Consider the following 25307-nt stretch of genomic DNA (forward strand, 5'->3'; position numbering starts at 1 on the left):
GGATACTCCTTACCGACAGTGGCAGGACTGCCGTAGACCCTCGATTTACTGCCACCGCTGAGGCACACTGGGCACATGCTCCAGAACGTGGCAGCCGTCCTCGTCGACGGTGTGAACCCCTTCGAGCTCGGCGTCGTCTGCGAGGTCTTCGGCATCGACCGGAGCGACGACGGACTGCCGGTGTACGACTTCGCGGTCACCTCCGCCGAGGGGCCCCAACTGCGGTCGAACGCCGGCTTCTCCATGCAGGTCGAGCACGGGCTGGACCGCCTGGAGACAGCCGACCTGATCGCCGTGCCGGCCGGCTCCTGCTACGAGACGCGGACCTTCCCGCCCGAGTTGCTCGACGCCCTGCGCCGGGGAGTCGACCGGGGCGCACGAGTGCTCAGCGTGTGCTCCGGGGTCTTCGTGCTGGGCGCCGCCGGGCTGCTGGACGGTCGGCGGTGCGCCGTGCACTGGCGGCACGCCGACGAGCTGGAGCGGCAGTATCCCCGGGCGGTCGTCGAGCCCGACGTGCTGTACGTCGACGAGGACCCGGTGATCACCTCCGCCGGCACGGCCGCGGGCATCGACGCCTGTCTGCACATCGTGCGCAAGGAGCAGGGGCCGGAGGTGGCCAACAAGATCGCCCGGCGGATGGTGGTGCCGCCGCACCGGGACGGCGGCCAGGCCCAGTACATCGAGCGCCCGCTGCCCCGCTCCGAGGGCGACGCGGTCGCCGAGGTACTGGTGTGGATGGAGCGCAACCTCGACCAGGAGGTCACCGTCGAGCAGCTCGCCGCCCGCGCCCTGATGTCGCCGCGCACCTTCGCCCGCCGCTTCCAGCAGGAGACGGGGACCACCCCGTACCGCTGGATCCTGCGCCAACGGGTGCTGCTGGCCCAGCGGTTGCTGGAAGCGACGGACGAGACGGTGGACGCGATCGCCGGCCGGACGGGGTTCGGCAACGCGGCGGCGCTGCGTCACCAGTTCGTCCGGGCGCTGGGGACCACCCCCCACGCCTACCGGCGCACCTTCAGGGGCCCGGAGGCCGCCTGAGCGCACGCGCGACGCTCACCTCGGCACCGGTGTGAGCAGCAGCTTGTGCGGACGGAGCGTGATGCCCACCCGGGTGGCGTCGTTCGACCCCGGCACCTGCTCCAAGCGGTACTTCGTCGCCACCGCCGCCGTGATCAGCGTCAGCTGGGCCATCGAGAAGTGGTCGCTCGGGCACTTGCGATTACCCACGCTGAACGGACTCATGGCATATTTCGGCACGTCCTTGACGCGTTCGGGAAGCCACCGGTCCGGGTCGAACTCCAGATTGTCCGGATACGATCGCGCATCGCGCTGGATCGCGTACGGACTGTAGATGATGTCCGCCCCGGCCGGAATGCGATAGCCGCCGAGTTCCGTGTCGGTGACCGCCCGCCGGGTCAGTATCCACACGGCGGGGCGCAAACGCATCGCCTCCACGACGACATTGTTCGTGTGCGTGAGCTTCCGGACGTCCTCGAATGCGACGGGCCGGCCGCCGGTGACGGATTCGGCTTCGTCCCGGATCCGGTCCGCGTGTTCCGGGTGCTCGGCGAGCACCTGGAGCAGCCACATGATCGTGGAAGCCACGGTTTCGCTTCCCGGGGTGAGTATCGCGACCACCTGGTCGTGGATCTCCTGTTCCCCGATGGGCTCGCCATTCCCGTCCTTCGCCTCCAGCAATGCCGTCAGCAAATCGTCCGGCTTTTGACCGCTTGCCCGGCGTTCGGCCACGATCTCGTCGACCAGGAGATGCAAATCGGCCAGGGCCCGGTTGAATTCACGGTTGGCGGGCAGCGGCAGCCGGTACAGCGGTCCCAGCGGGATCACCATCCGCTGGTACATACCGCGGAACACGGTGGCGAGGGCGGCGCACAGCCGCTCCGCCCGCTCGTCCATGTACTCGCCGCGCAACAGGCAGCGGGCCGCGATGCGCACGGCGACCCGGAAGGACTCGGAGGTGCAGTCGATGGTCTCGCCGGGCCGCCAGCGGGTGGTGAGCCCGTGCGCCTCCTCCTCCATCACCGCCCCGTAGGCGGGGATCGCGCCGAGCCGGAACGCGGGCTGGATGGTGCGGCGTTGCCGCCGGTGACGGGGCCCGTTGGCGGTGGCCACGCCCTCCTTGCCGAGCAGGCCCTCCAGGGACTCCCACAGCGGGCCGTCGATCTTGTAGTCGGGGCTCAGCGCCAGGGCGCCGGTGAGCTCCGGCGTGGTGACGGCGTACACCGTCTTGGGGCCGAGCCGCAGGCGGACCACGTCGCCGTGATCGCGCAGCTGGGACATGAAGGCCAAGGGGTCGCGCGCCAGCTTCCAGCCGTGACCGAGAAGCGGGACACCGCCGCCCGCGAAGGGCGGTTCACGCAGTTCCGAAGCCTGCCCCCGGTTCGGGGCAGCGGGCTGCACGGACTCGACGGTCATTTCTCACCTGCCGTTTCGTTGTTGACGTACGGGGGCGTGGACCGGTCGTCCCAGCTGTCGACCCTGTAGCGGCCGGACTCGTGGTGGAACCAGTAGACGGAACTGAACCAGTTCCGCATGTACCCGAGGCAGGCGCGCACGGCAGCACTCAGTTCCTTTCCGCGTACCGTGCCGTCGGCGAGAGCGTCCGCAAAGCCCAAGGCTTCCCGCTCGACGTCCAGAAATTCAGCGATGCATTCCTCGATGCGCCGCCGCATTTCGGCGACCGCCTCTTCCAGATTCAGCCCCTCATGGGTGATGAGACTGATTCCGAGATTGTGCACCTCGTCGCCCGCGAGTTCTTTGGGCAGTGAACAGAGGTCGTTGTACCAGGCGGCGAATTCCTGACTCAGCAGCGCCGCCCGCCGATAGGCCGGGTTCTTCCGCACGGCGTCCGGGAGTTCCAGTCCGGCGCTCGGCTCCAGCAGATCGGTCCATATCCAGTGGGCGAAGGTGAGCCGGCGCAGCGCCAGGTATTCCTCGACGGTCGGGACGATCCCTTCGGTGCGGTTGCCGAATTCCCTGTCGTACGCCTCGATCACCCTGTGGAAGTGCCGGGCGAAGCGCTCGTTCCAGGTGCGGGGCAGGAACGAGAACAAACGCAGCACACTGTCCGCGAACCCCGCCACCAGCGCGTCCTGGTGGTGCAGATGCTTCTCGGGGGAGTCGAGCGCCTCGTGCAGCCAGGCCCGGAGCCGGCGCCAGGCCACGGGGCGGTGGTGGACGATGTCACGGTCGTGCCGGTCGTCCCAGACGAAGAACCACGCGCTGTAGTCCGCTATCGCCTGCAGGACGTCGTCGGGGGCAGCTGTGTAGTACCCCGCCATGAGATCGGTGTAGCACAGGCCGTCGGCATATTCCTCAATCTTGTCCGCCGGCATGAGCCGTTTTTCCAGGAGCCAGGTACGGGTCTTCTCCTGAAGCCTGGGCCAATACGGGTGCAATTGCCTGGGAAACGCCGCCTCGATCACCGGAAGAGACAGCGACGGTGGAACCGCGATCGCGGTCGCGCTCGCTGTGGTGCTGTGTGGGAAAGCAGTCACGAACAAACCCCTCTCAGCCGCCAGTCGGGCACGCCCCTCCCGCTGTGCCGGGCGTGCGCCGTTGCGTAACCCCGCACTTCCCATTCAGCACCACAACTGACCGTTCTGGGAACGGATTTGCTTCATTCACTACCCCACAGTGCCGAGATTCTCCTGGCGCCTGACTGGTTCTGGATCACTCGGGACGCGCACGCGATCGAACGTGCGACGGACAGACGAACGGCGCCTGGTCAGGCCGGGAAACCTGATCAGGCGCCGTGCGCGGGAGAAAGGTGAGGTGTCAGTCGTTCGCGACCACGGGGTAGCGGGGCTCGTTCTCGGCCATCTGCCGCAGCGCGTCCTTGCGTTCGCGCTTGGAGAGCCGGTCGATGTAGAGGTAGCCGTAGAGGTGGTCGGTCTCGTGCTGCAAACACCGAGCGAAGTATCCGGTACCGCGGACCTTGATCGGGTTGCCCCGCTCGTCCTGCCCGGTCACCTCGGCGTAGTCCGGTCGGGCCAGCGGCATGTAAGCCGTGGGCACCGACAGGCAGCCCTCGTTGCTGTCGTCGAGCCGGCGCTTCTCGGCGGGCAGTTCGACGACCTCGGGGTTGCACACCACGCCGACGTGCCGGACGCCCTCGTCATCCGGGCAGTCGTAGACGAACACCTTCAGATCGACGCCGATCTGGTTGGCGGCCAGGCCCACGCCCTCGGCGGTGCGCTGGCTGGCGAACATGTCGGCGACCAGCTGCTGGAGCTCCTCGCCGAAGTCGGTGACGTCCTTGCACTCCTTGTGCAGCACCGGGTTGCCGACCACGGTGATCGGCCGCGAGGTGCCCCGCTCGCGCCAGGCCGCCTCCCGCTCCTCGCACTCCTCGCTGTCGACGACGAAGCCCTCGTCATCCACGGGGAGCACGCCCGCGTGCTGCTGATCGGTGTCCTGCTGCGCCATGACCGACGTACGCCTTCCTCGGAAAATCTGGGTGATGCTGATACAGGGTAAAGGGCAGCGCCCCCCTGAGGGGGGCGGGGAACTGCGCGATCAACCACGACGAACCCGCGGCCGGCAACGGGCTTCAGCAGACCTCCTCCAGGTCCCGCCAATCCCGCGAATCCGGGCTGTCGGCAACCCACCCGTCCAGCAACCCCCGCACCAACGAGGCCGGGGCGGCAACGCCACACTCCCGCTCCGGAACCCACAGCTGCCCGTCCGTGCGATGACCGAGCGGCCCCGGATGCCCCGGCTCGCTGTGGTCGTGCGGATCCAGGTGTTCCCCGTCGCCCTCGTCCGCCGGCATCCGTGACTCGGAGCACAGCCGGCACAGCAGCCGCACGGAGGACGACCAGTCCTCCGCGGCGAACCCGGCGTCGGCGGCAAGCTGCTCCAGGGCGTCCCGGTCGGCCTCGGTCGCCGCCTCCAGCAGGACCACCCAGGTCGGCACGGGTGACGGCGCCCACAGCTCGATCTCGTCGAACACGGGATAGGAGTGCCCGGCGACGGTGGTCCGCTCCCCGTGCGGCACCCCGTCGTGCAGGACGACCTCGCCCCAGCGCCGCCCCGACGACGGCAGCGGGATGGACAGCACCTCGATCCGCGCCGGATCCAGCCGCCGCCCCCACACGACCTCGGCCTCGCCCTCGGGCGACAGCCGTACGGCCGCGCTGCCCAGGTCCATGCCGGCCGGCTCGCCGGAGTCCGTGGCACCACCGGGCACGTGCAGCCCGTAGGCCTGCCAGGCACGCCGGGCCAGCGGCCAGTCCTGCAGGGCGGTCGCGGCGATGCCGACGTTCCACCAGTCAGGTGCGCCGGTCTCCCGGTCGAGCAGGGCGACGGCCCGCAGACCGGCGGCCCGGGCCTGTTCCCAGTCGTGCCGGAACTTGTGCAGCAGGGCCAGGTTGAACCACGACTCCGACAGCCAGGGCTCCAGATCGGCGGCCCGCGTCAGCAACGCGCCCGCGTCCTCGTAACGACCGTCCCCGATGAGCGTGAACGCCCTATCGGTGGCCTGCCGCCAAGAAGCGGAGGGCCGGTGCCGTCCCTTGCCGAAGATCCTCACGATTCCCGCCTGCCAGTTCCGTGGAGTGGGCTGGCCTGTGCCCCCGGACACCCTCTCCTTCGCATCCAACCACGTGCGGCTTGAGGGGCGCTCATTACCCATGGGTTACCCAGCCGAGGGCAGGGTCAGACCCTCCCTCGACAGCACCCGGGCCAGCGCCTCGACGACCTCGGGAGCGTAGTCCCCCGCGGTCCCCAGGCGCAGCTCCTCGAGCGCGGTCAGCGGCCCGCCGGGACCCGCGTCCCGCACCTTCTCCTCGTAGGCGTTCACGGCCCGCACGATCCGGGCGGCCGGCGGTTGCTCGGGGTAGGGATCCGCCTGCCGCTCGACGATCACGGCGACCTCGGCGTCCACGCCGGTCTGCCGTACGACCGCGCCGCCCAGGAGCGCGATCCGCCGCTGCTCGGCGCCGGGCAGTCCGGCCGTGGCGCCGGCGGGCACCGGGTCGACCAGGCTCAGCTGCCCGATGTCGTGCATCAGCGCCGCGTACTCCAGCACGGTGAGCTCCGGCCCGGTCAGTCCGAGATCCCGCCCGACGGCCCGGCTCAGCGCGGCGACCCGGCGGGCGTGACCCACGGGGGTGTACCCCGCTATCTCGGTGGCCCGGGCGAGGGAGGCGATGGTCTGCCGGTACGTCGTGCGGACGGCGGCGTACCGGCGCAGGGACACCTGCGTCAGCAGCAGCGGCAGACAGAACACGGGCAGTGCCCACAGTCCGACGACGGCGACCGCGAGCGCCATCACGGCTCCCGTGGCACACACGGCAGACCCGATGCCGAGCATGCGGTGCAGTTCGTCCCGCAGCAGCGGCCCGAACGGCCACCCGGTGCGGGAGTACGCGAGGGCGGCGGCGAGCAGGGCGTCGCAGAGCGCGGTGAGGGCGAGCAGCGCCACGAGCAGCAGTGCGTACGCGGGCCCGCTCCAGTCCGTGAACGTGCCGCGGTTGTAGAGCGGCTGGAAGCACACGGCGGCGAAGCCGACGGTGAGCACCCGCCGGGCGAGATGGTCGATCACGGGCTCGCAGCCGCGCGCGATGTGCGGCACGCACCCGGCCAGCGAGGCGGCGAGCACGACGCTCACCACCTGAGCGGCCCCGTGGGCGCTGGCGCGCCCGGCGACCTCCCCTAGCAGCGCGTACGACAGTGCCCCGGCGGCGCCGAGCGGCGCGGCCTCCCTGACCCGCGGGCCGGTCCAGCGGGTCAGCTCGCCGAGGGCGACGAGCGCGCCGAAGGCCAGGGCGATGCCGCGCTGTTCGAGGCCGGTCCAGAGGGTGACGCCGAGGGAGGCGGAGGCGAGGAGCGCGGCCGAGCAGCGGATCAGGGGAAGGGTTCGGTCGCGGGTCAACGGTGTGCTCCCGCCCCGCTGGAGACGGGCGGGGGCGGCGGGGGAACCCGGCGGGACGGCACGCCGTCGGCGGTGACCACGGGGTCCCACCCGGACCGCCGTACGACCCGGACCAGCGCGTCGACCATCACCGGGTCGAACTGCCGCCCCGCGCACCGCTCGAGCTCCTCCAGGGCCACGGCGACGGGCCGGGCCCTGCTGTAGGACCGGGTGGATGTCATCGCGTCGAACGCGTCGGCCACCGCGACCACCCGCGCGGACTCGGGGATCTGCGTCCCCACGAGCCCGTAGGGGTAGCCGCTGCCGTCCAGCCGCTCGTGATGATGCAGTACGGCGGCCCGTGCCTCGCCGAGGAAGGAGATCCCCCGCACCATCTCGTGCCCGTACTCCGGGTGGAGCTCGATCACCCGCCGCTCCTCGGGCGTCAGGGGCCCGTCCTTGCGTAGCAGCCGGGTGGGCACCCCGAGCTTGCCCACGTCGTGCAGGATCCCGGCGAACCGCAGCACCTCGACCCGCTCGTCGTCCATGCCCAGCTCGCGCGCGATCAGCATGGAGGCCTGGCCTACCCGCTCACTGTGCCCGCGCGTGTACTCGTCCTTGATGTCGACGGCCTGCACCAGCGCCCGGATGGTCGCCTGGTGGGCTCCCCGCTCCCGGTGGTACTGGGTGAAGGCCCACCAGGAGACGCCCATCGGCAGCAACACGAGCAGCGCGGCCACCGGCCCGTACGGGCTGCGCCACAGCACGGCCATCATCAGCCCGGCGAGGCCGTGCACGCCGACCGGCGCCAGCGACCGCAGGAACAGGCCGCGCCAGGCCCGCCGTGGCGGCACCCGTTCGGCGACGACGAGGATCCCGCCGTCGAGCAGGGTCTGCACCGCGCATAAGGTCACCACCGCGGCCGCGGCGGGCCCGAGCGCGGAGGGAACGTCGGGCGTCACCACGGCGTCCCGCCCGCCCAGCGTCGAGAACACCCGCCCGGCCGCCCACACGGTCAGCGCCAGCTCGGCCGCCCGCCAGATCCGCCTCAGCCGTACCGGCCGCCGCTCGACGGGCGCCATCAGCGCGCCCGGCAGCGCGACCAGCGCGGCAGCGGGCGGAGGCAGCAGGAAGACCGCGGTGAGCAGGACCGGGTAGAACGTGCCGGGAAAGCGCCTGCGGGCGAGCCACTCCCCGCCGGCGTAGAGGACGGCGAGCAGTGTCAGCACCCACCAGGGCGTACGGAGCGAGGGCAGCGGCAGCAGGCACAGCAGCGCGCCCAGGACGGCGCAGGCCACGTATCCGCGTGCCCGTGCCGGAACCGCCTCCATGAACGACGCCCTCCCCAGTCCCGTGCCTGTCCCAGGGACCGGAGCCTAGGGCGGCGGGGAGGGGGCGGGGGCCGACGTCCGGCGGATTAACGCATTCGGGTGACGAGGAGCTCGTACCCGCCGCGCGGCCGCGGGGTTCAGGACTCCTGCGGAGCGGCCGTCACGTCGTGCTCGGGCACGGCCTGCCCGGAGCGGATCAGGTCGATCCGCCCCATCACCTTGGCGCGCAGGTCGGTGGGCACGTCGTCATGGCCGCAGCACCGCTTGACCAGCTTCTTCACGGCCTGCTCCAGGCCGTACTTCTCCAGGCACGGCGAGCACTCCTCGAAGTGCTGCTGGAACTTCTCGCGATCGAGGTCCGGCATCTCGCTGTCGAGGAACTCGTACAGGTGGTCGAGTACCTCACTGCAGTCCGTCTCGTGCGGCTCTCCGCAGCTCATGAGCCCGAGCCTTTCGCTTCGTTCGACTCTCCGGCACCGGCCGGGACCAGCCCACGCTCACGGGCGTAGTCCTCGAGCATGCCGCGCAGCTGACGGCGGCCCCGGTGCAGCCGGGACATCACCGTTCCGATGGGTGTCCCCATGATGTCCGCGATCTCCTTGTACGCAAAGCCCTCGACGTCCGCGAGATACACGGCGATGCGGAATTCCTCGGGGATGGCCTGCAGCGCCTCCTTCACGTCCGAGTCGGGCAGGTGGTCGAGCGCCTGCGACTCGGCGGAGCGCAGACCCGTCGACATGTGCGACTCGGCGCGGGCGAGCTGCCAGTCCTCGATCTCCTCGGCCGCGCTGCGCTGAGGTTCGCGCTGCTTCTTGCGGTACGAGTTGATGAACGTGTTCGTGAGGATCCGATACAGCCAGGCCTTGAGGTTGGTGCCCTCACGGAACTGGTGGAAGGACGCGTACGCCTTGGCGTACGTCTCCTGCACCAGGTCCTCGGCATCGGCGGGATTGCGCGTCATGCGCAGCGCCGCCGAGTACATCTGGTCGAGGAATTCGAGCGCGTCCCGCTCGAAGCGCGCACTGCGCTGCGAGTCCGTTTCCGCGCTGTTGCCCCGGCCCTCGGGCAGCTCCGCCTGGCCGTTGTCGGTCCCTGCGTCGTTACCGGTGACCGGACCCACCTCCTCAGCGATCTGGGCAGGGCCGAACCCGGTCCCACCAGAATCGGAGGATAGACGACGATCCGCACCCGCCGCCGCTCGAACAGGGGCGGTCTTGGCCGCGTGCAGCACCGTCCAGTCCAGGTCAGTGCGGCTGCTGCGGCTCGGGCAGAAGGTCGAACCCATGCGGCGGACTTCCTCTCCTACGACGTCGGCGCTGGTCATCAGCACTTCTGTCCGCCTCAACAGTGGCCCGTGCCCCGGCATTCCCGGCGCCTCACCCCAGAGACCCGGTCCACTTCACCACCGCGTCCGTGATGATCGCGACAGCCTCGTCCTGGCCGATCTCCGCCCGTTTCGGCACGGCGAAGCCATGATCGCCGTATGGCACCTCGACCAGCTCGTAGTCCCCTTCGGGGAATTCCGCCGGCCTGCCGAACGGGTCGTTCCCGCCCTGTACGACGAGGGTGGGCACCCCCGCGCCGAGCAGTTCCGCGGCGCGGGACTTCTCCGGCCTGCCCGGCGGGTGCAGCGGGAAGCTGAGGGCGAGGACCGCCGCCGCGCCCAGCTCGGTCGCCGTGCGGCAGGCGACCCGGGCACCGGCACTGCGCCCGCCCGACACGACCGGCAGCCCCGGCGCCGCGAGCGCGGGCCAGAGGCCGCGCCAGCCGGAGTCCAGCGTCTTCGGCGCCGGCGCCAGCTTCTTCCCGGCGACCCGCCAGGGCTGCTCCACCCGTGCGACGCTCACGCCGTGCCGGGGCAGGGTCCCCGCCAGTGCCGACAGGTCGCGGGCCTCGATGCCGCCGCCCGCGCCGTGGCTGACGGCCAGAACGAGCCGGGCCTTCTTCGCCCGGTGCCAGGTGACGCGGGCGGTGCCCGCCTCGGTCTCGACCGTCTCGACGGCGTCAGGGGTCACGTCGGTCACATCTGCAGCACTCACATCAGAAGAGTGTGCCCTCCACCGGTCCCTCCAGCTCCTTCAGCAGCTCCGGGCCGTTGTTGCGGACGTTGGACACGGCCGTGGTCACCGGGTAGGCGCGCATCAGGCCGGGCGGGGGCGGCGAGAGCAGCGCGCGCAGGTCGTCGGGGTCGGTGCGGGACGGGTCGAGCCAGGCGTCCCAGCGGTCGGGGGTGAGCATCAGCGGCATCCGGGGATGGATGTCGGCCAGCGCGTAGGGGCCCTCGGCGGGGGCCACCGCCAGCTCGCTGCTCTCGGCCTCGGTGGTGATCACCGAGCAGGTGACCCACCAGGCCTGCGGATGGTCGTCGGGCAGCGTCCGGTCCCGCCAGAACTCGTACAGCCCCGCCATGGCGAAGACGGAGCCGTCGGCGGGCAGCACGAAGTACGGCTGCTTGCGCGGCCGCTTCTTCCTGCCCTCGACCTCCAGGTCCCGCTCCTGCGTTCCGGTGACCCACTCGTAGTAGCCGTCGGCGGGCAGGATGCAGCGCCGGGCGGCGAAGGCGCGGCGGTACGCCGGCTTCTCGTGCACGGTCTCGGCCCGCGCGTTGATCATCCGGGCGGCCCCCTCGGGGGTCTTGGCCCAGGACGGGACAAGCCCCCACTTCAGCTTGCGCAGCTGCCGAACCGGTCGCGGGTCGGCCACGTCTTTCAGGGGGCGGTCGAGGACGGCGTAGACCTCCTTGGTCGGCGCCACGTTGAAATCGGGCTCCAGAGTCTCCTCCGGCTCCCACTTCTCGACCTCGAAGATCCCCGCGAGATCCTCGGGCCTACGACTCGCTGCATACCGTCCGCACATACGTGCCACACTGCCAGACCGCCGCCGATGACAGGGAGCGCCCCGGAAACATGGACAGCACGACAGCCACCTCACTCTGGGACGAACTCATCGGCAGCCAGCCCGACCCCGACCTGTGGGTCGTCCTGGCCACGCTGGCCGCCGCGGTCGCCGTCGTCGCCCCGCACGGGCTGTGGCGCGTCGCCCGCAACGCCATCACCATCGCCCACGAGGGCGGCCACGGCCTGATCGCGCTGTGCACCGGCCGCACACTGACCGGCATACGCCTGCACTCCGACACCAGCGGCCTCACCGTCAGCCGGGGCAAGCCGTACGGCATCGGCATGATCCTCACCGCCGCCGCCGGGTACACCGCTCCCCCGCTGCTCGGCCTCGGCGGCGCGGCTCTGCTCGCCTCCGGGCACATCACGCTGCTGCTGTGGGTGGCGACGGCCCTGCTGCTGGCGATGCTGGTGATGATCCGCAACGCCTACGGCGTGCTCACCGTCGTCCTCGCCGGCGGCGCGTTCCTCCTGGTCTCCTGGCTTGCCGGGCCCCAGGTGCAGGCGGCGTTCGCCTACGTCGTCGTGTGGTTCCTGCTGCTCGGCGGGGTGCGTCCGGCGTTCGAGCTCCAGGCGAAGCGGCGCCGGGGCGGCGCGGGCGACTCGGACGCGGACCAGCTGTCGCGGCTGACGCACGTGCCGGCGTGGCTGTGGCTGTTCTTCTTCCACGCGGTGTCGCTGAGCTCGCTGATCGGCGGCGGGCGCTGGCTCCTGGAGGTGTGAGCGCTGAGGTGTGCGCGCTCATCCGGCCGCCGGAAGAGCCCGACCAGCCACAACGCACCCGCACCCGAACCACCGCCGCCCACTAGAGTGGGGCCCATGGCGCAGAACCCCGCAGACACCTCCCTCTGGCCCGCCCCGCACGCGAGCGGAGCCGTCGACGCGACGGTCCATGTGCCCGGATCCAAGTCGGTCACCAACCGTGCCCTGGTGCTCGCCGCCCTCGCCTCCGAGCCGGGCTGGCTGCGCCGCCCGCTGCGCTCCCGCGACACGCTGCTGATGGCCGGTGCCCTGCGGGCGATGGGCGTCGGCATCGAGGAGGGCGTGGGGCCCGACGGCACGGGCGAGGCATGGCGGGTGCTCCCCGCGGGCCTGCGCGGCCCGGCCACCGTCGATGTCGGCAACGCCGGCACGGTGATGCGCTTCCTGCCGCCGGTCGCCGCCCTCGCCGACGGCCCGATCCGCTTCGACGGCGACCCGAGGTCGTACGAGCGCCCCCTGAACGGCGTCATCGACGCGCTGCGCGTGCTCGGTGCCCGGATCGACGACGACGGGCGCGGCGCGCTGCCGCTGACCGTGCACGGCGGGGGCGCGCTGGACGGCGGCCCGGTCGAGATCGACGCCTCGTCCTCCTCCCAGTTCGTCAGCGCCCTGCTGCTCTCCGGCCCGCGCTACAACCAGGGCGTGGAGGTCCGCCACATCGGCTCCACGCTGCCGTCCGTGCCGCACATCCGGATGACCGTCGACATGCTGCGCGCCGTCGGTGCCCAGGTCGACACTCCGGAGTCGGGCGGCGAACCCGACGTCTGGCGGGTCACGCCGGGTGCCCTGCTCGGCCGGGACCTGACGATCGAGCCGGACCTGTCCAACGCCCAGCCCTTCCTGGCGGCGGCCCTGGTCACCGGCGGCAAGGTGCTGATCCCGGACTGGCCGTCCCGTACCACCCAGCCCGGCGACCGGCTGCGGGAGATCTTCACCGAGATGGGCGGTTCCTGCGAACTGACCGACTACGGCCTGGTGTTCACCGGATCGGGTGGGATCCACGGCATCGACGTGGACCTCGGCGACGTCGGCGAACTCACCCCCGGCGTGGCGGCGGTCGCCGCCCTCGCCGACTCCCCCTCGACGCTGCGCGGCGTCGCGCATCTGCGGCTGCACGAGACGGACCGCCTGGCCGCGCTCACCAAGGAGATCAACGCCCTCGGCGGCGACGTCACCGAGACCGCCGACGGCCTGCACATCCGCCCCCGCCGCCTGCACGGCGGGATCTTCCACACCTACGAGGACCATCGCATGGCGACCGCCGGCGCGATCATCGGCCTCGCGGTGGAGGGTGTGCAGATCGAGAACGTGGCGACGACGGCGAAGACCCTGCCGGACTTCCCCGAGCTGTGGACCGGGATGCTCGGGGCGTAGGGGTCACGCCATGCGCCGCTACGGCAAGCACACCGACGAGGACGACATCCGCTCCCGCCCCAACCGCAAGGGCAACCGGCCGCGTACGCACATCCGCCCCAAGCACGAGGACGCGGCCGAGGGCATGGTCCTCACCGTCGACCGGGGGCGCCTGACCTGCCTCGTCGAGGACACCGTGGTCATGGCCATGAAGGCCCGTGAGCTGGGCCGCAAGGCGGCGGTGGTCGGCGACCGGGTGGCCCTCGTCGGCGATCTGTCCGGCAATAAGGACACGCTCGCGCGGATCGTGCGGATCGCCGAGCGCACCTCGGTGCTGCGCCGCACCGCGGACGACGACGACCCCTACGAGCGCGTGGTCGTGGCCAACGCCGACCAGCTCGCCATCGTCACCGCCCTCGCCGACCCCGAGCCACGCCCGCGCCTGATCGACCGCTGCCTGGTGGCGGCGTACGACGGCGGCCTGGAACCACTCCTGGTGCTGACCAAGTCGGACCTGGCGCCGCCCGGCAAACTCCTGGAGCTGTACGGCGACCTCGACATCCCGTACGTCGTCACCAGCCGCGAGGAACTGGAGAACGGCGACGCCGCGGAGCGAGTCTTCGAGCAGCTGGAGGGCAGGGTCACGGCCTTCGTCGGGCACTCCGGCGTCGGCAAGACGACCCTGGTGAACGCGCTGGTGCCCCAGGAGCGGCGACGGCTGACGGGGCATGTGAACGCGGTGACCGGGCGTGGCCGGCACACCACCACGTCGGCGCTCGCCCTGCCGCTGAAGGGCACGGACGGCTGGGTGATCGACACGCCGGGCGTACGGTCGTTCGGGCTCGCGCACATCGACCCGTCCCGGGTCATCCACGCCTTCCCCGACCTGGAGCCCGGCACGGAGGGCTGCCCGCGCGCGTGCAGTCACGACGAGCCGGACTGCGCGCTGGACCAGTGGGTCACCGAGGGACACGCCGACCCCGCCCGGCTGTACTCGCTGCGGCGGCTGCTGGCGACGCGGGAGCAGACGGAAGGAGACTGACCGCCCCGCTGTTTCTCTTCATACGGGGTTTGTCCACCGTCGGCTTCGGTAAGGGCATAATCGCAAAAGCCGGATGCCAACCCTGACAGACGCCTGCAAGCGGTCACAGTTCGTGAAGAAACGGGGAGGACAGCACATGGCGTGGCTGCTGGTCATCGTGGCCGGGTTGCTCGAAACCGGCTTCGCGGTCTGCCTGAAGCTGTCGCACGGCTTCACCAGACTCTGGCCGACGATCGCGTTCGCCGTCTTCGCGCTCGGCAGCTTCGGTCTGCTGACGCTCGCGTTGCGCAGGCTCGACGTGGGTCCCGCCTACGCGGTGTGGACCGGCATCGGCGCGGCCGGGACGGCCATCTACGGCATGGTCTTCCTGGGCGACCTCGTCTCCACGCTGAAGATCGTCTCGATCAGCCTGGTCATCATCGGCGTCATCGGCCTGCAGCTGTCCGGCTCGGCGCACTGAGGTGCAGCGAGGCGCACTGAGCGCCCACCAGGTCCACGACGCCGCCCTCACCGGGAGGCGCGGCCACGCAGGACAGCGCGAGCCGGACGACCAGCTCGCAGGAGCGGGCCAGTTCGGCGGCGTCCGCCTGGGGCACGCCCGGTCCGGCCAGCACCGCCACGGCCCGGTCGCGGACCAGCGCCACGAAGTCGCCGGGCGAGGGCAGGGGCCCGTCAGCCCGCCGTTGCGCCGGGACCGCGGAGGAGGACGGCACCGCCGACAGCGCGGGTGAGGGCAGCCACTCGCCCCAGCAGCCGGTGAGCAGGGCGCGCACGAGGGCGTTGCCGCGGGCGGCCGAGGTGGTCCACTCGGCGGCCGCCGTCAGCCGGTCGCGGGGGTCGCCCTGGGTGACCAGTGCCCGTTCGACGCCGGCGAGATAGGCGTCGGCCTCCCTGCGCACCAGGGCTCTGGCGAGCCCCTCCTTGCTGCCGAACTCGTTGTACAGCGTCTGCCGGGACACCCCGGCCGCCGCGGCCACGTCCACCATCCGCACCGCGGCCCAGGGCCGCCGTGCGAGCGCCGTGCAGGCGGCGTCCAGCAGAGATTCCCGGGCAGCAGGCATCGTCGCCTCCCTGGGGGGACGGACTCTGCGCCCAGATTTGACGCGTACCGGAGCACTGTCAAGGGTTCGCGCAGGTCGCCGGCGCCCCGCGCGACGCCCCGTCCGGCGCCGCGCAACGCGCCGCCACGGCCCCCTGTAGCCCCGTAAGGACCACGGCAGATACCGTTCCTCACATGCCCGACTATCTCGACGACCTGCGTCTGGCCCACGTCCTCGCGGACGCCGCCGACGCCGCGACGACGGATCGCTTCAAGGCCCTCGACCTCAAGGTCGAAACCAAGCCCGACATGACGCCGGTCTCCGAGGCCGACCGGGCCGCCGAGGAGCTCATCCGGGGCCACCTCCAGCGCGCCCGCCCACGCGACGCGATCCTCGGCGAGGAGTACGGCGTCGAGGGCACCGGGCCCCGCCGCTGGGTCATCGACCCCATCGACGGCACCAAGAACTACGTACGCGGCGTCCCCGTCTGGGCGACGCTGATCTCCCTGATGGAGGCCTCGGAGGGCGGCTACCAGCCTGTCGTCGGTCTCGTCTCCGCCCCGGCGCTCGGCCGCCGCTGGTGGGCCGCGAAGGGCAACGGCGCCTTCAGCGGCCGCAGCCTGACCTCCGCCGGCCGGCTGCAGGTCTCGCGCGTCTCCAAGCTCTCGGACGCCTCGTTCGCATACTCCTCCCTCTCCGGCTGGGAGGAGCAGGGCCGCCTCAACGGCTTCCTGGACCTCGGCCGCGAGGTGTGGCGCACGCGCGCGTACGGCGACTTCTGGCCGTACATGATGGTCGCCGAGGGCTCCGTCGACATGTGCGCCGAGCCGGAGCTGTCCCTGTGGGACATGGCGGCCAACGCGATCATCGTCACCGAGGCGGGCGGCACCTTCACCGGCCTGGACGGCCGCCACGGCCCGCACAGCGGGAACGCGGCCGCGTCGAACGGCGTGCTCCACGACGAGCTGCTGTCGTACCTCAACCAGCGCTACTGAACGCCTACTTGTTGACCCGTGCTTTACCTGCCACTCTGAGAGTCCCCCCACTTGTGAATTTGTGAAAAGATGAACAAGCGGCGGGGACACTTCAGGAGGTGGCTCCATCCATGCTCGTACGTGACGCCATGAGCACAGTCGTCCTCACCATCGGCCCCACCCACACCCTGCGCCAGGCCGCCGCGCTGATGTCCGCCCGCCGGGTCGGCGCGGCCGTCGTCCACGACCCCGACGCCGGCGGCATCGGCATCCTCACCGAGCGCGACATCCTGAACTCCGTAGGCCTCGGCCAGAACCCCGACACCGAGCACGCCCACGACCACACGACCACCGACGTGGTGTTCGCGGCCCCGACCTGGACCCTGGAGGAGGCGGCCAGCGCCATGGCGCACGGCGGCTTCCGGCACCTCATCGTCCTGGACGGCGGCGAACCCACCGGCATCGTCTCGGTCCGCGACATCATCCGCTGCTGGGCACCGATACGGCAGCAGGTGCCCGCCTGAGCGAACGGGCGCTCCCGTGCACACGAACGGGCCGGCCCCCTCGTTCAGGGGGCCGGCCCGTCCTTCCGGCAAGCGGTCCAGTGCTGGTTGTGTCAGCCGCGCAGGGCCTGGACCGCGGCCTCCAGCCGCTTGCCGAAGTCGGGGTCCGCCTGTCGGAAGTTGTTGATCGCGCGTGCGGCGATCTCGTCGCGCGAGACGCCCGAGATGGCGCCGGCCAGGTTGCCGATCAGACGCTCCTGCTCGTCCGCCGACATCAGCCGGTAGAGGTTGCCCGCCTGGACGAAGTCGTCGTCCTCGGCGTGCACCGGGGTCGGGTGGTTGCCCGTGCCGCCGGCGAATCCGCCGAACGGCTGCCACAGCGCACGGCCGGTCTGCGCCGGGCCCCCGAAGCTGTTCGGCTCGTAGTTCTTCGCGCCGCCGTGGCGGCCGTCGTACAGGAAGCCGTCACGGGAGTGGGTGCGCGCCTCGGTGGCGTGCGGACGGTTCACCGGCAGGTGGTCGGCGTTGATGCCGACGCGGTAGCGGTGGGCGTCGCCGTACGCGAAGAGACGGCCCTGGAGCATCTTGTCCGGGGACGGGCCGATGCCCGGCACGAAGTGGGCGGGGCTGAAGATCGACTGCTCGACCTCGGCGAAGACGTTCCGCGGGTTGCGGTTGAGCTCCAGCTTGCCGATCTCGATGACCGGGTAGTCGGCGTGCGGCCACACCTTGGTCAGGTCGAACGGGTTGAAGCGGTAGGTCGCCGCGTCGGCCGCCGGCATGATCTGCACGCCCACGGTCCAGGACGGGAAGTCGCCCCGCTCGATGGACTCGCGCAGGTCGCGCTGGTGGGAGTCGGGGTCCTTGCCCGCGAGGATCTCGGCCTCCTCGGCGGTGAGGTTCTTGATCCCCTGGTCGGTCTTGAAGTGGTACTTGACCCAGAAGACCTCGCCGGCCTCGTTGTTCCACTGGAAGGTGTGCGAACCGAAGCCGTCCATGTGGCGGTACGAGGCGGGGATGCCGCGGTCGCCGAACAGCCAGGTCACCTGGTGCGTGGACTCGGGAGACAGGCCCCAGAAGTCCCAGACGTTGTCCGCCTCCTGGGAGCCGGTGTACGGGTCGCGCTTCTGGGTGTGGATGAAGTCAGGGAACTTGATGGCGTCCCTGACGAAGAACACCGGGGTGTTGTTGCCGACGAGGTCGTAGTTGCCCTCCTCGGTGTAGAACTTCACCGAGAAGCCGCGCGGGTCACGGACGGCGTCGGCCGCGCCCAGGTTGCCGGCCACCGTGGAGAAGCGCAGGAAGACCTCGGTCTGCTTGCCAGCCTCGGAGAGGAACTTGGCCCGGGTGTACGGGGCGACGTCGGCGGTCACGGTGAAGGTGCCGTAGGCGCCGGCGCCACGGGCGTGCACGACGCGCTCCGGGATGCGCTCACGGTTGAAGTGGGCAAGCTTCTCCAGCAGGAGCTGGTCCTGGACGAGCACGGGGCCGCCCACGCCCGCGGTCTCGCTGTTCTGGTTGTCCGCGACCGGGGCACCGGCCTCCGTCGTAAGCGGTCCCTGCGTCACGTGCGCCTCCTGCGTCATTCCTTGCGTGTTCCTGCTCAAGGCCGGCTTCCTGTCCTTCGGCCGGAGCCGATTCGATCCTACAATGGACTTTGTCTAAGTCAAGCAGAGCTCCAAAGTCACACCTGTTCGGAAGTTGGTTCCCTTGCTGCTAGGCTGGTCCTCATGAGTGACCTTCTGGAACGGCTGCGCGGACGCGGATGGCGGATGACCGCGCAGCGGCGTGTGGTGGCCGAGGTCCTCGACGGCGAACACGTCCATCTGACGGCCGACGAGGTCCATGCCAGGGCTGTCGCCAAGCTGCCCGAGATCTCCCGGGCGACCGTCTACAACACGCTGGGCGAGCTGGTCTCCCTCGGTGAGGTGCTCGAGGTCAGCACGGACAAGCGCGCCAAGCGGTACGACCCGAACGCGCGCCGGCCGCACCACCACCTGGTCTGCGCCCAGTGCGGCGCGATCCGCGACGTCCACCCCACGGGCAACCCGCTGGCCGACCTCCCCGAGACGGAGCGCTTCGGCTTCACGGTCTCAGGCGTCGAGGTGACGTACCGCGGCGTGTGCCCGAACTGCGCGGCGGCGTAGGTTCGCGGGCCCCCTGCTTCTGCCTTCCGGACAGCCCCTGGCGCCTCTGGCCGCCGGGGGCTTTCTCGTTCTCCTGCGCACGGCGCGCGCCGTGCGGGTGCGGGTGCTGCGGGTGCTGCGGGTGCTGCGGGTGCTGCGGGTGCTGCGGCGCAAACACCGAGGGCCGGAGTCCAGTGACTGGACTCCGGCCCTCGGCCTTCAGTAGCGGGGACAGGATTTGAACCTGCGACCTCTGGGTTATGAGCCCAGCGAGCTACCGAGCTGCTCCACCCCGCGTCGGTGAATGCAACGTTACGTCAAGGACGCGGACGGAAGCAAATCGCTTAACCGTGCACCGACAAACCTGCACCGGTCCGTGCGCGGGCGGAGCCGAGCGGCCCCGCCCGCGCACGCCTTTCCCGGCGTCAGGCCGACAGCTCCTCCCGCAGCGCGTCCCGCAGCCGCGCCGCCCGCTCGGCGACCTCCCGGGGCCCCAAGGACACCGCGCGGTCGGCCCAGCGCTGCCCTTCGGCCAGCTCGCCCCGACGCGCGTAGACGAGGGCGAGCCGCAACGCCGCCCGCCCGTGCCCCGCGTCGGCCGCCCGCGTCCACCACACCGCCGCCTCCGGCTCGCTCCCCTCACGGGCCAGCAGCAGCCCCAGGTTGAACGCCCCGTTCCGCGATCCCGCCTCGGCCGCCTCCCGATACCAGCGAGCCGCCTCGACGACGTCCCCCCGTGCGGCCGCCAGCATCCCGACCCGCACCTGCGCCCGCCGATGCCCCTGCATCGCCGCCCGCTCGTACCACTCCTCGCACTCGGTCTTCTCGTGCGCCGGCTCCCCCAGCTCATGGGGCGACACCGGCGGCCGCCGGGCGTCGAGCACGGCCGCGAGCCGGTACGCCGCCTCCGCGCTGCCGCCCCCCGCCGCGCACCGCAGATGCCGCTCCGCCTCCCGCTCGTCCCCGTCCCGCAGCCGTGCCATCCCGACCTGCAACGCCGCCTCGATGTGCCCGGCGGCCGCGGCCCGCTCGTACCAGCGCAGCGCGGCCTGGTCCTCGCCCCGGCCCGCGTGCAGGATCCCGAGGTTGAAGGCGGCATCGACGCTCCCCACCTCCGCGGCCTTGGAGAACCAGGGCTCCGCCCCGGTCTCGTCGCCGCCCTGGAGCAGCAGGATCGCCAGCGCGTTCGCCGCCTCCCGATGCCCGGCGTACGCCGCACGCCGGTACCACTGCTCGGCCTGCGTGGTGCGCCCCTGCTCCGCGCAGAGCAGCCCCAGGTTGTAGGCACCGTTGACGTCGCCGGCGTCCAGGGCGGCCCGGTACCAGCGCTCGGCGGTCTGCGTCTCGCCTCGCTCGGCGTGCAGCGCTCCCAGCGCGTTCGCCGCGTTGCCGTCACCGTCCTGCGCGGCCCGCAGCCACCACACGGCGGCACTCTCCTCGTCCCCGGCGTCCCGCAGCAGGAACCCGAGCGCGCAGGCGGCTCGCGGCTCGCCGTCCTTGGCGGAGGTCAGATACCAGCGCCCGGCCTCCTTCAGCTCCCCGCGCTTCTCCAGGATCGCCCCCAGATGCAGCGCGGCCCGCCGGTGCCCGCGTGCGGCGGCCTGCCGGTACCACTGCTCGGCCTCCTCCTCCGCCGCGTTCGCGAAGGCTGCCGGAGCAGCTCCGTCACCGGCACCGACACCGTTGTCAGCCACGGTCCCGCCTTCGCGCAACGCTCTGCGATCAAGCGTGCGGGCGAGCCGGTACGCCGCCTCCCGGTGCCCCCGCTCGGCGGCCGCCCGCATCCACTGCTCCGCCCCGCCGTCCCCCCGGTGCTCCAGCAGATCGGCCAGCGCGTACGCCCCGAGGACGTGCCCCTGCTCGGCGGACTGCAGCAGCCAGTACTCAGCGGCCGGCTCGTCACCGCGCTCCCGGTGATGGCGGCCGAGCGCGTGCGCGGCGGCGGCGCTGCCGGCGACGGCGGCGATCCGCCACCATCCGGCGGCCTCGTCGGCGTACCCCCGCTGGTGCAGCAGGACGCCCAGGTTGTTCGCGGCGGCACGGTCGCCCTCGGCGGTCGCGGCGCGCAGATGGGGTTCCGCTCCGTCGAGATCACCACGGCGCAGCAGCATGGCCCCGAGGACGCTCATCGCCTCGACGTCACCGGCCTCGGCGGCGAGCCGCTGCCGCGCCTCCTCGACCGCCTCGCCCGTTTCGTCCCGGGTCTCCTCCTGGCCGGCAGGCTGCACAAATCGCCCTGTCTCGAACAGAGTTGCCTTGTCCCCCATAACGTCCATCGTCGCACCACCTGCAACCTGGGTACACCTCGTATACCGCAGCCAGTGAGGTCACTTCAGCGTTTTGTCGACATGCCCACAGAGAGATAAGTCAAACACAGATCCCCCAACTCCCCACGGCGGCACGGCGATATGGCATGTCGGCACATGCGTTCGCACACCACGAAGGCCCGGATCCTCAATGGATCCGGGCCTTCGCGATGGCCGACGTCACGTCGACTTCAGTAGCGGGGACAGGATTTGAACCTGCGACCTCTGGGTTATGAGCCCAGCGAGCTACCGAGCTGCTCCACCCCGCGTCGTTGTTCTGCAACCGTATCACGACGCGGGAGGAGCTTTTCGATCAACTGCTCTGCGGACTGCCGCTCGGACTCGGGCTGGCCGGACTGCTCGGGCTGGGACTGCTGGTGGCGCCACCGCCACCGCCGGTGCCGCCACCGCCGGTGCCGCCGGCCCTCGACTGGGCTTCCTCGGCCCGCCGCAGCGCCGCCTCCAGGTCCTCCTGGGCCCGGCCGTACGCCTCCCAGTCACCCTTCGTCAGGGCCTCCTGGCCCGCCTCGAAGGCCTTCTGGGCGTCGTTGAGGGCCTCCTGGACGGTCGGGTTGTCGCTCGTCGGCGGTGGCGGTGTCGTGGTGTCGCCGTCGCCCTCACCGGTGTCCTCGTCCGGCGGCGGCGTCGAACCCTGTGCCCCGAACACCTTGTTGAGCGCCTCGTCGAGGGTGTCCTCGAACGCCGTGTTGCCGCCGTAGCTCACCAGCACCTTGCGCAGCAGCGGGTACTGGAGTCCGCCACCGCGTACGTACACCGGCTCCACGTACAGCAGTCCGCCGTCCAGCGGCACCGTCAGCAGGTTGCCGTACTCCACCTCCGAGTCGCCGCCTCTCAGCAGCCGGATGGATTCGGCGATGTCCTGTTCGGAGTTGAACTGGCTCTGCACCTGCTTGGGTCCGTTGACCGTCGTGCTCGTCGGCAGCTTCAGGATCCTGATCTTGCCGTAGTCACTCTTGCCCGCCTCGGCGTCGACCGCCATGAACGCGCTGAGGTTGTCCCGGCCGTTGGGCGTGAAGGTCGTCGTCAGCGAGAACGCCTGGGCCTTCTGGTCGGGCATCCTCATGCTCAGGTAGTACGGCGGCACCGCGTCGCCCGACTTGTTGGTCGGGTCGTCCGGCACCTGCCACACCTCGCTGCCGCTGAGGAAGGTGTCGGCGTCCTTCACGTGGTAGCGGGTCAGCAGCTCTCGCTGCACCTTGAACAGGTCCTGCGGGTACCGGAGATGGTCCATCAGGTCGCGGGAGATCTCGCTCTTGGGCTCGACCGTGCCGGGGAACGCCTTCATCCAGGTCTTCAGGACCGGGTCCTGGGAGTCCCACTGGTAGAGCTTGACGTCGCCGGTGTACGCGTCGACGGTCGCCTTCACCGAGTTGCGGATGTAGTTGACCTGGTTCTGCTGGGCCACGACGGCACGCTGGTCGTTGGTCGCGGTGAGCGAGTCGGCGGTGGTGTCGCCGAGGGTCGTACGCGAGGCGTAGGGGTATCCGTTCGTCGTCGTGTACGCGTCGACGATCCACTGGATCCTGTTGTTGACCACCGCCGGGTAGGCGTCGCCGTCGATGGTCAGCCACGGGGCGACCGCCTCGACACGCTCCTTGGGCGTGCGGTTGTACAGGATCCGCGAACCGTCGCCGATGGCGCCGGAGTACAGGATCTGCGGCTCGTTGAGCGCGACCGCGTAGGCTGCGCGGTTTATCGGGTTCTCGAGATCGACGCCCCCCTTGCCCTCGTAACTGTAGGTCTTCTCACCGCTGTCGTCGGAGTAGTCGATCTCCTTCTGGGGACCGCCGACGATCGAGTACGTGTTGGTCTTCTCGCCGTAGTAGATCCGCTGCTCGTACTGGCCGAGCTGGCCCTTGGACGGCAGGTCGGACTCGGTGAAGACCGGGCGGCCCTCGGAGTCCACGGCGGTGCCCTTCGCGGCGACCGCGCCGTAGCCGTGGGTGTAGCGGAAGTGGTTGTTGATCCAGTTCTTCTTGTCGATGCCCGCGTAGTTCAGCTCGCGCAGACCGATGACCGTGTCCTGCTCGGTGCCGCCCATGGTGTAGCGGTCGACGTCCAGGTTGGTCGGGAACGCGTAGTACTTCCGCATCTGCTGGAGCTGCTGGAAGGTCGGCGAGATGATGTTCGGGTCCATGATGCGGATGCTCGCCGTGGAGTCCACGTCGTCCCGCAGCTTGCTGGCGTCCTTGGTGTTGGCCGTGCCCGAGTAGTCACTGACCTGGGTCCCGCCGATGCCGTACGCCTCACGCGTCGCCGCGAGGTTCTTCTCGACGTACGGGGCTTCCTTGGCCTGCTCGTTCGGCTGGACCTGGAACTTCTGCACGATCGCCGGGTACAGCCCGCCGATCAGGATCGCCGACAGCACCATCAGGCCGAAGCCGATCAGGGGCAGCTGCCAGGTGCGCCGCCAGATCGTCGAGAAGAACAGCAGGGCGCAGATGACCGCGATGCAGAACAGGATCGTCTTGGCCGGCAGGTAGGCGTTGGCGTCGACGTACCGCAGGCCCGTCCAGTTGTCCGTCGCCTTGAAGTCGCTGGACTTGACCGCCAGGCCGTAGCGGTCGAGCCAGTAGGCGACCGCCTTCAGGGCGACGAAGATCCCGATGAGCACCGACAGATGGCCGGTCGCGGCGGCCGTGGCGCGCGCGCCGGGGCTGGTGACGCGCAGCCCGCCGTACAGGTAGTGCGTGAGCGCGGCGGCGATCAGGGAGAGGATCGCGGCGGCGAAGCCGAAGCCGAGCATGAACCGGTACCAGGGCAGGTCGAAGGCGTAGAACGCGACGTCGAGCTGGAACTGGGGGTCCTTCTGCCCGAACGGCACGCCGTTGACCCACATCAGCCAGGTGCGCCACTGACCGGACGCGGACGCGCCCGCGATCAGGCCCACCAGGGCTGTGATCGCGAACAGCAGCCACTTCTTGTACGGCGCGATGCCCATCCGGTAGCGGTCGAGGCTCTGCTGCTCCATCGACATCGCGCTCAGCGGCGGGCGCAGCCGGTGGGCCAGCCAGATGTTGACCCCGACGGCGACGGCCATCAGCAGGCCGAAGACGAAGAAGAGGCCGATCTTGGTCAACAGTGTGGTGGTGAAGACGGACGAGTACTTCACCGACCGGTACCAGAGCCAGTCCGTCCAGAAGCCCGCGAACATGGTGAACGCCATGGCGAGCACGGCAAGGACACCCAGTGTCATGAGCAGGGTCCGGACACGCCGGGACGGGCGGCCCACTCTGATCCGTGGCCCCGTCGGGCCTCCGCCGCGGTCCGGCATCTGGAAAGCCAAGGTGGCACCTCGAAAATCGCTGTTGGTCTGTCAGGCCCCCGTTTTCGTGGGCCGTCCTTGGGCCCCGTGATCGTAGGCCCTCACCTATGCAACTTACTCACGCTTTACTCGGTTCCCGGTTCCGGGTGCGAACGAGGCAGGATTGTGACCATGTCCAACACACCCATGGCGGCGAACCCGCTCACCCGGGCCGTACTCGAGATCGACGAGTACGCCTCCGGCCTCGGCTGGGACCAGCCCGCACGCCTTTTCGCCCTCGTAGACACCGCGCAGCTGCGGGCCCAGGAACCCGCGCTGGCGGCGCAGCTCGGCCTGGGTGACGAGCCGGACGCCGCCGGTCTCACCCCGATCGAGCAGGACGAAATCCCAACGGACAAGCCGCTCGACGAGTTCCTCGGCACCATCGCCTGGCCCGAGGCGGTGGCCGGCTGCGCGCTCACGGTGGAGCGCCTGATGCTGCCGCCGACCGCCGAGGCCCAGGTCCCGGACGATCTGGACGAGGCCGCGCTCGCCAAGTGGGTCGCCCGGCATCCCGAGCGCCAGGAGGTCCGCATGACGGTCGCCGTCCTGCGCGACGGTGCCCGCGACGCGGCCCTGCGGCTGCGCGAGAAGGACTCCCCGACGGAGGTCCTCACCGGCTCCGAGCTGGTACCCGGCCTCGCGGAGGCGTTGGCGGCCACCTTCGCGGACTGAGGGATTTCGGGGACGCCGCCGGGTGCGCGTCCGCGTCCCCGGTGTAGGGGACCGGGGGCGCCCTCATGATCGAGGGCGCCCCCGGGCGCCGTAGCGGCA

General features: G+C 70.8%; 23 protein-coding genes and 2 tRNA genes. 9 read left to right on the forward strand and 16 right to left on the reverse strand.

Features of this window, described 5'->3' with window-relative positions; genetic code table 11:
- The first annotated feature begins 75 nt into the window (after nt 1-75).
- On the forward strand, nt 76-1038 hold the full coding sequence (locus ACIHCM_RS23780) for a GlxA family transcriptional regulator (RefSeq protein ID WP_399899125.1): 963 nt from the start codon (nt 76-78) through the stop codon (nt 1036-1038).
- A 15-nt stretch (nt 1039-1053) separates the two neighbouring features.
- Here ACIHCM_RS23780 and ACIHCM_RS23785 read toward each other — a convergent pair whose 3' ends face one another.
- The 10 genes from ACIHCM_RS23785 to ACIHCM_RS23830 form a co-directional block, all read right to left on the reverse strand.
- Complete coding sequence (locus ACIHCM_RS23785; RefSeq protein ID WP_399899127.1) at nt 1054-2433, reverse strand: cytochrome P450; 1380 nt, start codon at nt 2431-2433, stop codon at nt 1054-1056.
- Nucleotides 2430-3515 carry an epi-isozizaene synthase gene (gene cyc1, locus ACIHCM_RS23790; protein WP_399899130.1) on the reverse strand — a complete coding sequence of 362 codons (1086 nt, stop codon included), beginning with the start codon at nt 3513-3515 and terminating at the stop codon, nt 2430-2432. The genes ACIHCM_RS23785 and cyc1 overlap by 4 nt, the downstream gene beginning before the upstream one ends.
- Nucleotides 3516-3795: 280 nt before the next feature.
- Nucleotides 3796-4446 (reverse strand): peptide deformylase, encoded by a 651-nt coding sequence (def, locus tag ACIHCM_RS23795; RefSeq protein WP_399899133.1) that lies wholly within the window; start codon nt 4444-4446, stop codon nt 3796-3798.
- 124 nt (nt 4447-4570) lie between these two features.
- Nucleotides 4571-5551, reverse strand: coding sequence for a tetratricopeptide repeat protein (locus ACIHCM_RS23800; protein WP_399899136.1), 981 nt, complete (start codon nt 5549-5551; stop codon nt 4571-4573).
- Between the two features lie 105 nt (nt 5552-5656).
- Nucleotides 5657-6895 carry an HD-GYP domain-containing protein gene (locus ACIHCM_RS23805; protein ID WP_399899139.1) on the reverse strand — a complete coding sequence of 413 codons (1239 nt, stop codon included), beginning with the start codon at nt 6893-6895 and terminating at the stop codon, nt 5657-5659.
- Nucleotides 6892-8205: an HD-GYP domain-containing protein gene (locus ACIHCM_RS23810; protein WP_399899141.1), complete on the reverse strand. Its 1314-nt coding sequence runs from the start codon at nt 8203-8205 to the stop codon at nt 6892-6894. Before ACIHCM_RS23810 ends, ACIHCM_RS23805 begins: the two co-directional genes overlap by 4 nt.
- A gap of 137 nt (nt 8206-8342) precedes the next feature.
- Nucleotides 8343-8645 (reverse strand): mycothiol system anti-sigma-R factor, encoded by a 303-nt coding sequence (rsrA, locus tag ACIHCM_RS23815; RefSeq protein ID WP_393105499.1) that lies wholly within the window; start codon nt 8643-8645, stop codon nt 8343-8345.
- Nucleotides 8642-9325: an RNA polymerase sigma factor SigR gene (gene sigR / locus ACIHCM_RS23820; protein ID WP_399899425.1), complete on the reverse strand. Its 684-nt coding sequence runs from the start codon at nt 9323-9325 to the stop codon at nt 8642-8644. Before sigR ends, rsrA begins: the two co-directional genes overlap by 4 nt.
- A 256-nt stretch (nt 9326-9581) precedes the next feature.
- Entirely contained in the window at nt 9582-10244 is a 663-nt protein-coding gene (locus ACIHCM_RS23825; RefSeq protein WP_399899144.1) for an alpha/beta family hydrolase, read from the reverse strand.
- Between the two features lies 1 nt (nt 10245).
- Nucleotides 10246-11061 carry an SOS response-associated peptidase gene (locus tag ACIHCM_RS23830; RefSeq protein WP_399899147.1) on the reverse strand — a complete coding sequence of 272 codons (816 nt, stop codon included), beginning with the start codon at nt 11059-11061 and terminating at the stop codon, nt 10246-10248.
- A 50-nt stretch (nt 11062-11111) separates the two neighbouring features.
- Between ACIHCM_RS23830 and ACIHCM_RS23835 the strand changes: the two genes are divergently transcribed.
- The 4 genes from ACIHCM_RS23835 (at nt 11112) to ACIHCM_RS23850 (ending at nt 14719) form a co-directional block, all read left to right on the forward strand.
- Nucleotides 11112-11825 carry a M50 family metallopeptidase gene (locus ACIHCM_RS23835; RefSeq protein ID WP_399899150.1) on the forward strand — a complete coding sequence of 238 codons (714 nt, stop codon included), beginning with the start codon at nt 11112-11114 and terminating at the stop codon, nt 11823-11825.
- A 96-nt stretch (nt 11826-11921) separates the two neighbouring features.
- Nucleotides 11922-13238, forward strand: a complete 1317-nt coding sequence (aroA, locus tag ACIHCM_RS23840) for a 3-phosphoshikimate 1-carboxyvinyltransferase (protein WP_399899153.1) — start codon at nt 11922-11924, stop codon at nt 13236-13238.
- A gap of 10 nt (nt 13239-13248) precedes the next feature.
- The gene (gene rsgA / locus ACIHCM_RS23845) at nt 13249-14259 is read left to right on the forward strand and encodes a ribosome small subunit-dependent GTPase A (RefSeq protein WP_399899156.1); all 1011 of its coding nucleotides are present in this window, start codon (nt 13249-13251) and stop codon (nt 14257-14259) included.
- A 136-nt stretch (nt 14260-14395) separates the two neighbouring features.
- Nucleotides 14396-14719 carry a DMT family transporter gene (locus tag ACIHCM_RS23850; protein ID WP_393105511.1) on the forward strand — a complete coding sequence of 108 codons (324 nt, stop codon included), beginning with the start codon at nt 14396-14398 and terminating at the stop codon, nt 14717-14719.
- On the opposite strand, the gene ACIHCM_RS23855 is transcribed toward ACIHCM_RS23850, so the two are convergent.
- Entirely contained in the window at nt 14685-15320 is a 636-nt protein-coding gene (locus ACIHCM_RS23855) for a TetR/AcrR family transcriptional regulator (protein ID WP_399899161.1), read from the reverse strand. The genes ACIHCM_RS23850 and ACIHCM_RS23855 overlap by 35 nt on opposite strands.
- A 173-nt stretch (nt 15321-15493) precedes the next feature.
- On the opposite strand from ACIHCM_RS23855, the gene hisN reads away from it, so the two are divergent.
- Together hisN and ACIHCM_RS23865 are read left to right on the forward strand one after the other, a co-directional pair.
- The gene (hisN, locus tag ACIHCM_RS23860; protein ID WP_399899164.1) at nt 15494-16294 is read left to right on the forward strand and encodes a histidinol-phosphatase; all 801 of its coding nucleotides are present in this window, start codon (nt 15494-15496) and stop codon (nt 16292-16294) included.
- 110 nt (nt 16295-16404) lie between these two features.
- Entirely contained in the window at nt 16405-16797 is a 393-nt protein-coding gene (locus tag ACIHCM_RS23865; protein ID WP_399899167.1) for a cyclic nucleotide-binding/CBS domain-containing protein, read from the forward strand.
- A gap of 92 nt (nt 16798-16889) precedes the next feature.
- Here ACIHCM_RS23865 and ACIHCM_RS23870 read toward each other — a convergent pair whose 3' ends face one another.
- Nucleotides 16890-18344 (reverse strand): catalase, encoded by a 1455-nt coding sequence (locus ACIHCM_RS23870; protein WP_399899169.1) that lies wholly within the window; start codon nt 18342-18344, stop codon nt 16890-16892.
- A 162-nt stretch (nt 18345-18506) separates the two neighbouring features.
- On the opposite strand from ACIHCM_RS23870, the gene ACIHCM_RS23875 reads away from it, so the two are divergent.
- A complete protein-coding gene (locus tag ACIHCM_RS23875) occupies nt 18507-18923 on the forward strand; it encodes a Fur family transcriptional regulator (protein ID WP_399899172.1) in 417 nt (138 codons plus the stop codon).
- Nucleotides 18924-19125: 202 nt separating this feature from the next.
- Here ACIHCM_RS23875 and ACIHCM_RS23880 read toward each other — a convergent pair.
- From ACIHCM_RS23880 to ACIHCM_RS23895, 4 genes are all read right to left on the reverse strand, one after another.
- A tRNA-Met gene (locus tag ACIHCM_RS23880) sits at nt 19126-19199 on the reverse strand.
- A 128-nt stretch (nt 19200-19327) separates the two neighbouring features.
- A complete protein-coding gene (locus tag ACIHCM_RS23885; RefSeq protein WP_399899175.1) occupies nt 19328-21178 on the reverse strand; it encodes a tetratricopeptide repeat protein in 1851 nt (616 codons plus the stop codon).
- Nucleotides 21179-21403: 225 nt separating this feature from the next.
- Nucleotides 21404-21477 (reverse strand) — tRNA-Met (locus ACIHCM_RS23890).
- Between the two features lie 44 nt (nt 21478-21521).
- On the reverse strand, nt 21522-24503 hold the full coding sequence (locus ACIHCM_RS23895; protein WP_399899428.1) for a UPF0182 family protein: 2982 nt from the start codon (nt 24501-24503) through the stop codon (nt 21522-21524).
- Nucleotides 24504-24665: 162 nt separating this feature from the next.
- Here ACIHCM_RS23895 and ACIHCM_RS23900 point away from each other — a divergent pair, with 162 nt between their 5' ends.
- Nucleotides 24666-25208 (forward strand): PPA1309 family protein, encoded by a 543-nt coding sequence (locus tag ACIHCM_RS23900; RefSeq protein ID WP_399899178.1) that lies wholly within the window; start codon nt 24666-24668, stop codon nt 25206-25208.
- Nucleotides 25209-25307: the final 99 nt, after the last annotated feature.

Source organism: Streptomyces sp. NPDC052023 (assembly GCF_044548465.1).
Classification (GTDB): Bacteria; Actinomycetota; Actinomycetes; order Streptomycetales; family Streptomycetaceae; genus Streptomyces.

What these genes read in the sequence shown, in the direction of transcription:
- ACIHCM_RS23865 (WP_399899167.1), top strand. Translation starts at nt 16,405, where the DNA reads ATGCTCGTACGTGACGCCATGAGCACAGTCGTCCTCACCATCGGCCCC.
- rsgA (WP_399899156.1), top strand. Translation starts at nt 13,249, where the DNA reads ATGCGCCGCTACGGCAAGCACACCGACGAGGACGACATCCGCTCCCGC.
- ACIHCM_RS23785 (WP_399899127.1), bottom strand. Translation starts at nt 2,433, where the DNA reads ATGACCGTCGAGTCCGTGCAGCCCGCTGCCCCGAACCGGGGGCAGGCT.
- ACIHCM_RS23895 (WP_399899428.1), bottom strand. Translation starts at nt 24,503, where the DNA reads ATGCCGGACCGCGGCGGAGGCCCGACGGGGCCACGGATCAGAGTGGGC.
- ACIHCM_RS23900 (WP_399899178.1), top strand. Translation starts at nt 24,666, where the DNA reads ATGTCCAACACACCCATGGCGGCGAACCCGCTCACCCGGGCCGTACTC.
- ACIHCM_RS23780 (WP_399899125.1), top strand. Translation starts at nt 76, where the DNA reads ATGCTCCAGAACGTGGCAGCCGTCCTCGTCGACGGTGTGAACCCCTTC.
- ACIHCM_RS23830 (WP_399899147.1), bottom strand. Translation starts at nt 11,061, where the DNA reads ATGTGCGGACGGTATGCAGCGAGTCGTAGGCCCGAGGATCTCGCGGGG.
- ACIHCM_RS23855 (WP_399899161.1), bottom strand. Translation starts at nt 15,320, where the DNA reads ATGCCTGCTGCCCGGGAATCTCTGCTGGACGCCGCCTGCACGGCGCTC.
- ACIHCM_RS23850 (WP_393105511.1), top strand. Translation starts at nt 14,396, where the DNA reads ATGGCGTGGCTGCTGGTCATCGTGGCCGGGTTGCTCGAAACCGGCTTC.
- rsrA (WP_393105499.1), bottom strand. Translation starts at nt 8,645, where the DNA reads ATGAGCTGCGGAGAGCCGCACGAGACGGACTGCAGTGAGGTACTCGAC.
- hisN (WP_399899164.1), top strand. Translation starts at nt 15,494, where the DNA reads ATGCCCGACTATCTCGACGACCTGCGTCTGGCCCACGTCCTCGCGGAC.
- aroA (WP_399899153.1), top strand. Translation starts at nt 11,922, where the DNA reads ATGGCGCAGAACCCCGCAGACACCTCCCTCTGGCCCGCCCCGCACGCG.
- ACIHCM_RS23810 (WP_399899141.1), bottom strand. Translation starts at nt 8,205, where the DNA reads ATGGAGGCGGTTCCGGCACGGGCACGCGGATACGTGGCCTGCGCCGTC.
- ACIHCM_RS23875 (WP_399899172.1), top strand. Translation starts at nt 18,507, where the DNA reads ATGAGTGACCTTCTGGAACGGCTGCGCGGACGCGGATGGCGGATGACC.
- ACIHCM_RS23835 (WP_399899150.1), top strand. Translation starts at nt 11,112, where the DNA reads ATGGACAGCACGACAGCCACCTCACTCTGGGACGAACTCATCGGCAGC.
- ACIHCM_RS23885 (WP_399899175.1), bottom strand. Translation starts at nt 21,178, where the DNA reads ATGGACGTTATGGGGGACAAGGCAACTCTGTTCGAGACAGGGCGATTT.
- def (WP_399899133.1), bottom strand. Translation starts at nt 4,446, where the DNA reads ATGGCGCAGCAGGACACCGATCAGCAGCACGCGGGCGTGCTCCCCGTG.